Annotated in this window: 9 protein-coding genes, 1 pseudogene and 1 riboswitch; of the genes and pseudogenes, 4 read left to right on the top strand and 6 right to left on the bottom strand. The window is 60.8% G+C overall.

Annotation, left to right across the window (positions count from 1 at the left end; all coding sequences use genetic code 11):
- Positions 1–177 precede the first annotated feature (177 nt).
- Positions 178–1,251: an ABC transporter substrate-binding protein gene (locus CAF63_RS06635; protein ID WP_085683887.1), complete on the top strand. Its 1,074-nt coding sequence runs from the start codon at positions 178–180 to the stop codon at positions 1,249–1,251.
- A 6-nt stretch (positions 1,252–1,257) separates the two neighbouring features.
- On the opposite strand, the gene CAF63_RS06630 is transcribed toward CAF63_RS06635, so the two are convergent.
- Entirely contained in the window at positions 1,258–1,476 is a 219-nt protein-coding gene (locus tag CAF63_RS06630) for a DUF2970 domain-containing protein (protein ID WP_065257810.1), read from the bottom strand.
- Between the two features lie 178 nt (positions 1,477–1,654).
- Positions 1,655–5,365 (bottom strand): methionine synthase, encoded by a 3,711-nt coding sequence (gene metH, locus CAF63_RS06625; protein ID WP_085683886.1) that lies wholly within the window; start codon positions 5,363–5,365, stop codon positions 1,655–1,657.
- A 159-nt stretch (positions 5,366–5,524) separates the two neighbouring features.
- Between metH and CAF63_RS06620 the strand changes: the two genes are divergently transcribed.
- The 3 genes and pseudogenes from CAF63_RS06620 to nfuA all read left to right on the top strand — a co-directional run bounded on the left by CAF63_RS06620 (position 5,525) and on the right by nfuA (position 9,593).
- Positions 5,525–7,819 (top strand): fatty acid cis/trans isomerase, encoded by a 2,295-nt coding sequence (locus CAF63_RS06620; protein ID WP_085683885.1) that lies wholly within the window; start codon positions 5,525–5,527, stop codon positions 7,817–7,819.
- Between the two features lie 96 nt (positions 7,820–7,915).
- Positions 7,916–8,917: pseudogene (locus CAF63_RS06615) on the top strand (acyltransferase family protein).
- 91 nt (positions 8,918–9,008) lie between these two features.
- Positions 9,009–9,593 carry a Fe-S biogenesis protein NfuA gene (nfuA, locus tag CAF63_RS06610; RefSeq protein ID WP_007959519.1) on the top strand — a complete coding sequence of 195 codons (585 nt, stop codon included), beginning with the start codon at positions 9,009–9,011 and terminating at the stop codon, positions 9,591–9,593.
- A 144-nt stretch (positions 9,594–9,737) separates the two neighbouring features.
- On the opposite strand, the gene cobM is transcribed toward nfuA, so the two are convergent.
- The 4 genes from cobM to CAF63_RS06590 all read right to left on the bottom strand — a co-directional run bounded on the left by cobM (position 9,738) and on the right by CAF63_RS06590 (position 11,895).
- Positions 9,738–10,484 carry a precorrin-4 C(11)-methyltransferase gene (cobM, locus tag CAF63_RS06605; RefSeq protein ID WP_085683884.1) on the bottom strand — a complete coding sequence of 249 codons (747 nt, stop codon included), beginning with the start codon at positions 10,482–10,484 and terminating at the stop codon, positions 9,738–9,740.
- Positions 10,485–10,574: 90 nt separating this feature from the next.
- Positions 10,575–10,988 carry a cobalamin biosynthesis protein gene (locus tag CAF63_RS06600; protein WP_011334491.1) on the bottom strand — a complete coding sequence of 138 codons (414 nt, stop codon included), beginning with the start codon at positions 10,986–10,988 and terminating at the stop codon, positions 10,575–10,577.
- Positions 10,985–11,686: a CbtA family protein gene (locus tag CAF63_RS06595; RefSeq protein WP_085683883.1), complete on the bottom strand. Its 702-nt coding sequence runs from the start codon at positions 11,684–11,686 to the stop codon at positions 10,985–10,987. The genes CAF63_RS06600 and CAF63_RS06595 overlap by 4 nt, the downstream gene beginning before the upstream one ends.
- Before the next feature lie 11 nt (positions 11,687–11,697).
- Complete coding sequence (locus CAF63_RS06590; protein WP_007959524.1) at positions 11,698–11,895, bottom strand: CbtB domain-containing protein; 198 nt, start codon at positions 11,893–11,895, stop codon at positions 11,698–11,700.
- 120 nt (positions 11,896–12,015) lie between these two features.
- Positions 12,016–12,237, bottom strand: a riboswitch (cobalamin riboswitch).
- Positions 12,238–12,671 lie beyond the last annotated feature (434 nt).

Raw genomic sequence — 12,671 nt, 5'->3', positions numbered from 1 at the left:
TCTGTTCCTGATCATTTTGGTCGTTGGAACGGCTGTATTCTGGGTCAGTCATCAGTAAACGACACGTCCGGGCCCTGCTTGCGACGATTGTCGGACGAAAAGCGGGATCAAGCGCCAATGGCCGATTGATCGGTGGCTATAATGCGCGGCCATTTTTCCCCTGGGCCCGGATGTTTCATGTTCAAGTTACTTCACATCAGTCTGTTGCTGTTGGGCGCGATTTTCGGATCTTGCGTGCGGGCAGAGTCCGTGTTGTTTTTGAACCCGGGCTCGACTGAGGAAGCGTTCTGGGTCAGCTACTCGCAATTCATGCAGGCCGCTGCCCGGGATCTGGGGATCGACTTGCGCATTCTCTATTCCCAACGCCAGCCCGAGCTGACGGTTGCCCAGGCCCGGTTGGCGTTGCAGGGACGGGATCGTCCCGACTATCTGATGTTCGTCAACGAACAGTACGTCGCCCCGCAAATCTTGCGGCTGGCCAATGACAGCGGGGTAAAGCTGTTCATCGTCAACTCCGCATTGACGCCCAACCAGCAAGCGCTGGTGGCAGAGCGGGCGGACCGCATCGGCAGTCTGGTGCCTAACGACGAAGAGGGCGGTTACCTGATGATGAAGGAGCTGATTCGTCTGCATCCACCGGTGGCGCCCGGAAAAACCATCGACTTGCTGGCGTTCTCGGGCCTGAAGATCACGCCGTCGGCGCAACTGCGCGAAAAAGGCATGCAGCGGGCACTCGCTGAGCATCCTCAGGTGCGTTTGCGGCAACTGGTCTATGGCGGCTGGACGCAGAAACGCGCTTACGAGCAGGCGAAGCAGTTGCTGGTGCGTTACCCGGATGTGTCATTGGTATGGGCGGCCAACGACGAAATGGCGTTCGGCGCGATGCGTGCAGTTTCCGAGGCGGGCAAAGTACCTGGCAAGGACGTGTTGTTCAGCGCGGTCAACACCTCACACGAGGCCTTGCAGGCCCTGGTCGACGGGCGACTGAGCGCATTGCTCGGCGGGCACTTCACGCTCGGTGGCTGGGCGCTGGTCGAGCTGCACGATTATCAACAGGGCGTCGATCTGAATCAGTACGGTGGTCGTGATCGACAGGTTCCGCTGCTGCAACTGATCGACAGGGATCAAGCCCGCCGAATGCTGGCCATGGGCGCCTCACCAGACTACGGTGTGCACTTTCGCAAGCTCTCGGCGAAGGGCCGCCCGGCCTCGTACCGCTATCCGTTCAACCTGCAAACCCTGATGCACTGAGGCTGTTCAGGCGCCCGCCAGATGCACCACCAGTTGCACGATGCCGAACAGTGTCAGGGCGAACACGGCCGTGAACGCAATGCCCAGGAAGATGAAGTGGCTGGGCTTTCCATGGGTGAAATCCCTTGCCCGGTTCTTGCCGCTCTGCACCCCGAACGCCGCCGCCATGACGCTGTGCAGCATCTGCCAGAAGGTCGGTGGCTTGTTGTCGACTGGATCGTCCATAAATCCCTCGTCTGCCGTGTGTGTCAGACAAGCATAGTCAACCGTCCGGAGAACACCGCAAAACGAACTGTGGGAGCGAGCCTGCTCGCGATGGCGGCGGGTCATTCAACATTAATGCTGAATGATCGACCGTTTTCGCGAGCAAGCTCGCTCCCACAGGGTATTTCGTGAAGCTGTATTAGTTGTCGTAACCCAGGTTCGGCGCCAGCCAGCGTTCGGTCAGGCTCAGTTCCTGGCCTTTGCGCGAGGTGTAGCTCTGCACCTGATCCTTGTCGACCTTGCCCACCGCGAAGTACTGCGCCTGCGGATGGGCGAAGTACCAGCCGCTGACTGCTGCCGCCGGGAACATCGCGTAGTGCTCGGTCAGGAACACGCCGCTGCGACCGGCGCGCATTTCCTGGGCTTCAGGGTCGAGTAGGGCGAACAGCGTGGCCTTCTCGGTGTGATCCGGGCACGCCGGGTAGCCCGGGGCAGGGCGGATACCGGAATACTGCTCTTTGATCAGCGCCTCGTTGTCGAGGACTTCATCCTTGGCGTAACCCCAGTGCTCTTTACGCACCTGCTGGTGCAACCACTCGGCGCAGGCCTCGGCCAGTCGGTCGGCCAGGGCTTTGACCATGATCGAGTTGTAGTCGTCGCCAGCGTCTTGATAAGCCTTGGCCACTTCTTCGGCGCCGATCCCGGCGGTGGTGATGAAACCACCGACATAGTCGGTCACTTCGCTGTCCTTCGGCGCGACGAAGTCGGCCAGGGAGAAGTTCGGCTTGCCGTCGGTCTTGATGATCTGCTGACGCAGGTGGTGCAGGCGCGCCATTGGCTTGCCGTCATCGCCGTACAGCTCGATATCGTCGTCGTGCACCTGATTGGCCGGCCAGAAGCCAAACACCGCACGGGCGCTGATCAGCTTCTCGTCGATCAGCTTGGTCAGCATCTCGCGGGCGTCCTTGTACAGCGCGGTCGCCGCTTCACCGACGACTTCGTCCTCGAGGATGCGCGGGAACTTGCCGGCCAGGTCCCAAGAGATGAAGAACGGCGTCCAGTCGATGTACTCGGCCAGCACGTTGAGGTCGATGTTGTCCAGCACACGGGTGCCGGTGAAGGTTGGTTTGACCGGTGTGTAATTCGCCCAGTCGAACTGCGGTTTTTTCGCGATGGAAGCTGCGTAGCTCAGGCGCTCGGTACGGGCGCTGCGATTGGACGTGCGCTCGCGGACGTCGATGTACTCTTCGCGGGTCTTCTCGACGAAGCCGGCTTTCAGTTCCTTGGACAGCAACTGCGTCGCCACGCCCACGGCGCGGGAGGCGTCGGTCACGTAGACCACCGCGTCGTTGCTGTACTTCGGTTCGATCTTCACCGCCGTGTGTGCCTTGGAGGTGGTCGCGCCACCGATCATCAGCGGCAGGTGGAAGTCCTGGCGCTGCATCTCGCGGGCCACGTGGACCATTTCATCCAGTGACGGAGTGATCAGGCCGGACAGACCGATGATGTCGCATTTCTCTTCGCGGGCCACCTGCAGAATCTTCTCGGCCGGGACCATCACGCCGAGGTCGACGATGTCATAGCCGTTGCAACCGAGCACCACGCCGACGATGTTCTTGCCGATGTCGTGTACGTCGCCTTTCACGGTGGCCATCAGGATCTTGCCCTTGGCTTCCGGCTTGTCGCCTTTTTCCAGTTCGATGAACGGAATCAAGTGAGCTACGGCCTGTTTCATCACGCGGGCAGATTTCACCACTTGCGGCAGGAACATTTTGCCGGCGCCGAACAGGTCGCCGACGATGTTCATGCCCGACATCAGCGGGCCCTCGATCACTTCGATCGGGCGCGCGAAGGACTGACGGGACTCTTCGGTGTCTTCGACGATGTGGGTGGTGATGCCCTTGACCAGTGCATGCTCCAGACGCTTGTTGACGTCCCAGTTGCGCCACTCTTCGGTCTCGGCCTCCTTCACGCTGCCGTCGCCCTTGTACTTGTCGGCAATGGCGAGGAGGGCGTCGGTGCCTTCCGGCGTGCGGTTGAGGATCACGTCTTCAACGGCGTCGCGCAGCTCCTGCGGGATCTGGTCGTAGATCTCCAGCTGACCGGCGTTGACGATGCCCATGGTCAGGCCGGCGCGGATCGCGTGCAGCAGGAACACCGAGTGGATCGCCTCACGTACCGGGTTGTTGCCACGGAACGAGAACGACACGTTGGACACGCCGCCGGAACTCAGGGCGTACGGCAGTTCGTCACGAATGTAGGCACAGGCGTTGATGAAGTCCACAGCGTAGTTGTTGTGTTCTTCGATACCGGTGGCCACGGCGAAGATGTTCGGGTCGAAGATGATGTCTTCCGGCGGGAAGCCGACTTCGTTGACCAGAATGTCGTAGGAGCGTTTGCAGATTTCTTTCTTGCGCGCTTCGGTGTCGGCCTGGCCGGCTTCGTCGAAGGCCATCACCACAACTGCCGCGCCGTAGCGCTTGCACAGCTTGGCGTGGTGAATGAACTGCTCGACGCCTTCTTTCATGCTGATCGAGTTGACGATGCCCTTGCCCTGAATGCACTTGAGGCCGGCTTCGATCACGTCCCATTTCGAGGAGTCGATCATGATCGGTACGCGGGAGATGTCCGGTTCGCCGGCAATCAGATTGAGGAAGGTCACCATGGCCTTCTTCGAATCGAGCATCCCTTCGTCCATGTTGATGTCGATCACCTGGGCGCCGGCCTCGACCTGCTGCAGGGCGACTTCCAGGGCTTCGGTGTAGTTGTCTTCGCGGATCAGGCGGGCGAATTTCGCGGAACCGGTGATGTTGGTCCGCTCGCCGACGTTGACGAACAGCGAGCTGCGATCGATGGTGAACGGTTCCAGGCCCGACAGTCGGCAAGCCTTGGGAATGTCCGGAATCTGCCGTGGCGCATAACCGGCGACGGCTTTGGCGATGGCTTCGATATGGCCCGGCGTGGTGCCGCAGCAACCGCCGACAATGTTGAGGAAGCCGCTCTGGGCGAATTCTTCAATGACCTTGGCGGTGTCAACCGGCAGCTCGTCGTACTCGCCGAATTCGTTTGGCAGACCGGCGTTCGGGTGCGCCGAAACGTGGGTGCTGGCCTTGTCCGACAGCTCTTCCAGGTACGGACGCAGTTCGCGGGCGCCGAGTGCGCAGTTCAGGCCGACCGAGATCGGTTTGGCGTGCGCCACGGAGTTCCAGAACGCTTCGGTGGTCTGGCCCGACAGGGTACGGCCGGAGGCGTCGGTGATGGTGCCGGAAATCATGATCGGCAACTCGAAGCCCAGTTCCTCGAACACGCCCTGCACGGCAAAGATCGCGGCTTTGGCGTTAAGGGTGTCGAAAATGGTTTCGATCAGGATCAGGTCGGCGCCGCCCTCGATCAGGCCTTTGGTGGCCTCGGTGTAGTTTTCCACCAGTTCATCGAAGGTGACGTTGCGATAGCCCGGGTTGTTGACGTCCGGCGACAGGGAACAGGTGCGGCTGGTCGGGCCGAGCACGCCGGCGACGAAGCGTGGCTTATCCGGGTTTTCGGCAGTCTTGGCGTCGGCAATCTTGCGCGCCAGTCGTGCGCCTTCTACGTTGAGTTCGTAGGCCAGTTCTTCCATGCCGTAGTCGGCCATGGAAATGCGGGTGGCGTTGAAGGTGTTGGTTTCCAGGATGTCGGCGCCGGCATCCAGGTAAGCCTTCTCGATGCCGCCGATCACGTCGGGACGGGTAATGACCAACAGGTCGTTGTTGCCCTTGACGTCGCTCGGCCAGTCGGCGAAGCGTTTGCCGCGATAATCCTGCTCTTCGAGCTTGTAGCTCTGGATCATCGTGCCCATGCCGCCGTCGAGAATCAGGATGCGCTCTTTGAGAGCTTGCTTGAGAGCTTGAAGACGGACGCTGCGATCGGACATTGGGACTACTCGAAAAAGACCATGACGAAGGAGCGGGATCATAACAAACCTGTGCCGATTTAGAGCATGTGACGCTTTTGCATGAATATCGCTCATGTTGGCACGGTCGTCATAACGGTAGAATCGTCGGGTTTTTCTTACAGGATCGGGATCAGGGACATGTCGTACCGCGTCATCAGCATTGCGTTGCTGTTTCTCAGTTTTGGCGCGGTGGCGCAAAGTCCCGGGATTTCTCCTGCTATCTCGTATACCCGTGATATCCAGCCGATCTTCACCGAGAAGTGCGTGGCCTGCCATGCGTGCTACGACTCCGCCTGCCAGCTCAATCTGGGCAGCGGCGAGGGCGCTGCCCGTGGTGCGAGCAAGATGCCGGTCTATGATGGCGAACGCACCCAGGCGGCACCGACTACGCGGCTGTTCTATGACGCCTTTGGCAAACGTGCCTGGCAGCAGAAAGATTTCTATTCCGTACTCGATGCTCAAGGCAGTCAGGCCGCACTGATGGCGCGCATGCTGGAGCTGGGACACAAAACGCCGCTGACTCCCAACGCCAAACTGCCGGAAGACATCGTGCTTGGCCTCAACCGCGAGAACCTGTGCGCGATGCCCGCCGAGTTCGACGGTTATGCCGGCGCCCATCCGAAAGAGGGCATGCCGCTGGCGGTGACCGGCCTGACCGATCAGCAATACCAGACGCTGCAACGCTGGCTGGCGTCCGGCGCGCCTATCGATGAGCAAGGCCTGGCTCCGAGCACCAAGGAAGCGCTGCAGATCGTCCAGTGGGAAAACCTGCTCAACCAGCCCGGTGCACGGGAAAGTCTGGTCGGACGCTGGCTGTACGAGCACTGGTTCCTCGCGCACATTTATTTCAAGGACGGCGAGCCGGGGCATTACTTCCAGTGGGTGCGTTCGCGCACGCCGACGGGTAAGCCGATCGATCTGATCGCCACCCGTCGCCCGAACGACGATCCGGGCACTCAGGTGTATTACCGCCTGTGGCCGGTGCAGGGCGTGATTGTGCACAAGACCCACATCACCTATCCGCTGAGCGCGGCGAAGATGGCGCGGGTCAAAAGCCTGTTCTACAACGGTAACTGGCAGGTTAATGCCTTGCCGGGCTACGGGCCGCAGAGTCGGGCCAACCCGTTCGCGACCTTCGAGGCGATCCCCGCGCAGGCGCGTTACCAGTTCATGCTCGATAACGCCGAATACTTCGTGCGCACCTTCATTCGCGGCCCGGTATGCCGCGGGCAGATCGCGACCGACGTGATTCGCGACAACTTCTGGGCGCTGTTCCAGGCCCCGGAACACGACCTGTACATCACCGACCCGAACTATCGCGGCCAGGCCACGCCGTTGCTGGCCATGCCGGGGCAAAACGACGATGTCGGCAGTGTCCTCAGCCTGTGGCACAACTACCGCAACAAACGAAACAAATACGAAGCCCTGCGCCGTGACAGCTACGCCGACCTGCCGGCGCCGAGCTGGTCGACCCTGTGGGCCGGCAACGACAACGCCTTGCTCAGCATCTTCCGCCATTTCGACAGCGCCTCGGTGACCAAAGGCCTGATCGGCGAAGTGCCGCAGACCATGTGGCTGTTTGACTACCCGCTGCTGGAGCGCACTTATTATCAGTTGGCGGTGAATTTCGATGTGTTCGGCAACGTCTCCCATCAGGCGCAAACGCGTTTGTACTTCGACCTGATCCGCAACGGCGCCGAGCAGAACTTCTTGCGTTTGATGCCCGCCGATTCCCGCGAAGGCTACCTCGACGATTGGTATCAGAGCAGTGGTCAGTTCAAGATGTGGCTGGATTACGAAGCCATCGACGACGACAAGCCGACCGCGCTGAAGCTCGACGAGAAAGATCCGAAACACGATTTCGCCATGCAATTGCTGGCGCGCTATGGCGACCTCAACGCGCATCCGGATCCGATCAACCGCTGCGAAGACGCCTATTGCTCGCGTCCGAACATCGACCCGGCCCTGCAAAACGCCGAACAGGCGCTGAGCCGCCTGACTTCACGCCCGGCGGCTGGCTTGAAAGTGATCGATCAATTGCCGGAAGCGACCATGCTTCGGGTTGAAACCCGCAGCGGCAAACGCGAGGTCTACAGCCTGATGCGCAACCGCGCCCACAGCAACGTGGCGTTCCTGCTCGGTGAATCGCTGCGCTATCAACCGGGGCTGGATACGCTGACGATCTATCCGGGTGTGCTCAGCAGCTACCCGAATTTCATGTTCAACATCCCGGCCGATCAGGTGCCGGCGTTTGTCGATGCCATGGAAGGTGCAAAGGACGCCGCGCAGTTCGAGAAAATCGTCGAACGTTGGGGGATTCGCCGCAGTCATCCGCAGTTCTGGTTCTATTTCCATGATTTGAGCCAGTACATCCACGAAACCGATCCGGTGGAAGAGGGCGTGCTGGATATGAACCGGTACGAGAATCTTTGATCGTTTGACGCGTGCCTGCTGTCCGAACCCTCAGGGGCACCGCCGCTCCCCACAGGTTCAGTGGTGCCCCCCGAATCCAGGACGGGAGCACCATCGATGTTGATTTCAGTGCAGGCCCTGCGAGCGCTCGCCGCGTGGGCGGTGGTCTGCCATCACTTCATGCAGATCTTCTTCGACTTCGAGGCACGCGGGCCGATAGGGCAGCTGTTCATCGACAAGGGCGCCGTGGGCGTCGATATCTTTTTCGTGATCAGCGGGCTGGTGATTTTCCTGTCCACCGAAGGCAAGGCGCTGCCGCCGGCGCGGTTTCTGCTGTATCGGGTGTTTCGGATTGTCCCGGCGTATTGGCTCTAAACGGTGCTGATGGCGTTGCTGGTGGTGTTCGCCCGACCGCTTTTGCCGGATCAGACGGTGGACTGGAATCATTTGCTCCTGTCCTTGCTGTTTATCCCGATCGAGAACCCCGGCGGCTACGGGATCTATCCGACCCTGAATGTCGGCTGGACCCTGAATTACGAAATGTTGTTCTACGTGTTGTTCGCCTGGGCGCTGCTGTTCCGGCTGCAAGTGCGCTTGCTGGTGGTCGCGGCGCTGCTGTTTGCGGTGTGTCAGGCCTGGACCGGGTTTGGCTGGGTCAGCGAGTTTTATCGCTCGGACATCGTTTATGAGTTCCTGCTGGGGATTGGTATCGGCATGCTTTACCGTCGCGGCTGGATCGGACCGGCGCTGTGGCTGCCGTTACTGGGGATCGGCGCGGCGTTACTGGCGATCTATCACCTGCCGCCGGAACCCCGATTGCTGAATTGGGGTGTGCCCAGCGCGGTGCTGGTCATGGCCAGCATTGCGCTGGAGCGACATGTCGAGCGCAACAGGTTGCTCAAATTGCTGGGCGACTGTTCATACTCGGTGTATCTGATGCATGTGCTGGTGCTGTCGGCCGGCGGTTATCTGGCCCGACGCTACGGGATCAACCCGTATTTGATGTTTGTCGTCTGTGCGCTGGCCATTGTTATCGGTTCGTGGCTGAGCTACGAATGGGTCGAAAAGCGCAGTTATCAGTGGCTTAAAGCGCGGATTGACGGCGAACCTGGCGTCTAGCCGATTTGCGAACTATTCCTACGTAAATACTAGGACTTTGTGCCGCGCGCCGATTGGCGTAAACTCCGCCTCAAGCCTGCGAGGAGTCTCCATGACCGCTATTACCATTACCGACGCCGCCCATGATTACCTGGCCGATCTGCTCTCCAAGCAGAACACCCCGGGCATCGGCATCCGCGTTTTCATCACCCAGCCTGGCACCCAATACGCCGAAACCTGCATTGCCTACTGCAAGCCGGGCGAAGAAAAACCTGAAGACACGGCGCTGGGGCTGAAAAGCTTCACCGCTTACATTGACTCGTTCAGCGAAGCGTTTCTCGATGATGCCGTCGTCGACTACGCCACCGACCGCATGGGCGGCCAGCTGACCATCAAGGCGCCAAACGCCAAAGTCCCGATGGTCAACGCCGACAGCCCGATCAACGAGCGCATCAACTACTACCTGCAAACCGAAATCAACCCGGGGCTGGCGAGCCACGGCGGTCAGGTCAGCCTGATCGATGTGGTTGAAGACGGCATTGCCGTTTTGCAGTTCGGCGGCGGTTGCCAAGGCTGCGGCCAGGCGGACGTGACCCTGAAGGAAGGCATCGAGCGCACCTTGCTCGAGCGCATTCCGGAGCTCAAGGGCGTTCGCGACGTGACCGACCACACGCAGAAAGAAAACGCCTACTACTAAGGTGTTCGCTGCGGCATGAAAAAAACGGCGCCCCGTGAGCGCCGTTTTTTGTGCGTGAAATTCAATGACGCCTTCGCGGGCAAGCCCGCTCCCACACTGGATCGCATTCCAAGTGTGGGAGCGGGCTTGCTCGCGAAAGGGCCGTCATGGGCGGTAAAGATGTGCATGCCCCGCACGATACAGCGACGACTCACTAAAGTGATCGCTACCCAACACCCGCCCGACCAGAATCAACGCCGTACGCCGAAACCCCTTCGCCGCCACCTTCGCGGCAATATCCTCCAGCGTCCCGACCACCCAGTCCTGATCCGGCCACGTCGCCCGGTGAATCACCGCGATCGGGCAATCTGCGCCGTAATGCGGCAGCAGCTCGGCGAGGATTTTCTCCAGATGGTTGACCCCCAGATGAATCGCCATGGTCGCCCCGTGCTGCGCCAGACTACCGAGTTCTTCGCCAACCGGCATCGCCGTCTTGTCCGCGTAGCGGGTCAGAATCACGCTTTGCGAGATGTCCGGCAGGGTCAGTTCAGCGCCCAGCAGCGCGGCGCATGCGGCGGTGGCGGTTACGCCGGGGATGACCTCGAACGGAATATCCAGCTCGCGCAGATAACGAATCTGCTCGCCGATCGCGCCATACAGGCTCGGATCACCGGAATGCACCCGTGCCACATCCTGGCCCTTGCCGTGGGCGGTCTTGATCAGGTCGACGATCTGTTCCAGGTGCAGCTCCGCGCTGTTGACCACGGTTTCAGCGCAATGACCTTCCAGCACCGCCGTGGGCACCAACGAACCTGCGTAGATGATCACCGGGCAACTGCGGATCAGCCGCTGGCCTTTGACAGTGATCAATTCCGGGTCGCCGGGGCCGGCGCCGATGAAGTAAACGGTCATCGTTGGATCCTGTAGAAAGGGGCAGGGCAGTGCTTCACAAGCGCTTCAGATGAAGAATGCTCATGATCGAAAGCGTGGATTATCGGGAATTCAGGCAGCGCCGGCCAATGCCAGTGTCGCCTGAGCGTACTTTTGCCTGGATATCAGCAGTTTTGCGGGGCCGCTGATCAACTGTTCGGCGAGCGCCAGCGCGGCACTTTCCGCCACGCCGTAGCAGCCGGTGCGTTCAAAGGCGATCTGTGAATGGTGACTCAGTCGTTGCTGATAACTGGCCAGTTCCTCACTGCTGAAATACAGCAACGGCAGCGCCAGTTGGGCGGCAAGTTCCTGCAGGCCGGGTTCGTCGCGCTTGAGGTCGATGCTGGCCAGCGCCTTGACCTTCTCAAGGTCAATGCGGTGCGCCTGCAACGCCTGATCAAGCAATGCGCGCAGCGTACTGGCCGGGCAGCCGCGCTGGCAGCCCAGGCCGACCACGAAGGTCGGCGCTGCGCTGTCATCGGTCATGCGTGGTACTGACCTTCGCTTTTGCGGCGGAACAACCAGGCGCTGATCAGGCCCAGGGCCAGCCAGAAGGCGACGTTGGTCAGCTGCGATGCGATTTTGAACTGGGCTTCGAGGGCTTCCGGGGCGAGCATCGAATGCACTTCCGGTTGCGGCGCGCCGATCACGTGCGGCACGGCAAGGATCGCCACGCCGAGGATCTTCATCAGCCAGTGGCGGCTGAACGCGATCAAGGCCAGACCGACAGCGGTGGAGGCGGCAGTGCCGATCCACCACATCTGACGCGAGGCCAGATCCGCGGCGGCAGTGCCCGGCAGTTCAGGTGGCAGGCCCATGGTCGGCGCGAGCACGAAGGTCGCATAACCGGCCAGACCCCAGAGCAGGCCTTGCGAGGTTTTGGTCGGCGCACGCAGGGTGTACAGACCCGCGAGCATCAGGGCGAAACCCACGGCAACCACCAGATTGCCGCCGGTGGTGGACGCCACGCGCTGCCAGCCGTCTTCCGGCTCCCAAGCTTCGGCATCGTGGGTGTGGGCGGCGGTGCCGGCGGCGTGTTCGTGAACTTCGGCAACCGGTTCGGCTTTTTCGAAGGTTTCAGCCTGCAGAATCAGCGGCGACACCCAGAAGCTTTGCAGCAACGTCAGGAGCAGGGCGGCCAGAAGGCCAGTGAAACCTGCGGTCTGCGCAATACGCTTGATCATGTCGTCAGGTCTCAGTGGCACGGGAACGCGGCGCTATGGCGGGTATCGTGGGCGGCGTTGTGCACCGCTTCGATGTGCGAGAAACCGGCAAAATATACGAGGCACGCACCGAGGATCGACGCGCAGACGGCGGCGGTCAGGCGTTGGCTCAGGGTAGTAGTGCTGGAGATCTTGTCCGAATTGCTGCCGGTGCTGCTGATGATCGACATGGCGCTTCCCTCTGGAGTGTCAGCGGGTGAATAGAGCGCATGAAAATCCCTGCGGCCGGGCACGCAGAGGTTCGAACAGCGCCCGCCCACCGCGGGTTTGTTATGTTCAGTAACGCAAGATGCGCACTGTGTGTTGCGGGCCGGTCTCCGGGCTCACGAGGGGTGGCTGTCTGCCGACCTGCAAGCGTCACCTTCCCATGCTTGTGGGCACAGTGGATCTGACGCTTCGCTCGCTTACCGTTGCGGGGGCAGCACCGGACTGACATGGCTTTAGAGTAAAGCACATGATTCACCGGTTTCCCGTTTCACCCTGTGAAGGGCACCCGTAACAAGTTGTGTAGGAGACCATGGGCGGGGGTTTTTAGTCAATTGAATGGGGTGTGGGTTTGGATAGGTGGGGGCATATCCGTTGCTTCGGGTGCTGCCGCTGGCGGTTTCGCTCTTACAGCGAGTCACTTTTGGCAAACGCCCCAAAAGTAACCAAAAGGTCTCTAACCCTGACGTACGGCCCCTCGCTGAGGCTCGGGGTTCCTTCGCTCCGGGACTGATCCGGGGGCATCGCCTACGGTTTGCTTCGCTGCACCTCCTCTCGATGTGTTTGGCTTCGCCAAACGGTCGCTGCGCTCCCACCCCCCGGATCAATCCCTCCACTCAGCCTGCCGACGGGTCCTGCGATCAAGAGCGGTACTCGAGCTAACGCTCATCGTGGTGAGTGAGGCGGCTTTGCCGCTTGGGTTGTGCGCGGATTACAACTCTGGGAGCCCGCTTGCTGAGAG

Origin of the sequence: Pseudomonas sp. B20(2017) (genome assembly GCF_002113125.1) — a bacterium.
GTDB lineage: Bacteria > Pseudomonadota > Gammaproteobacteria > Pseudomonadales > Pseudomonadaceae > Aquipseudomonas.
This window is presented reverse-complemented; position numbering and strand designations above follow the sequence as displayed.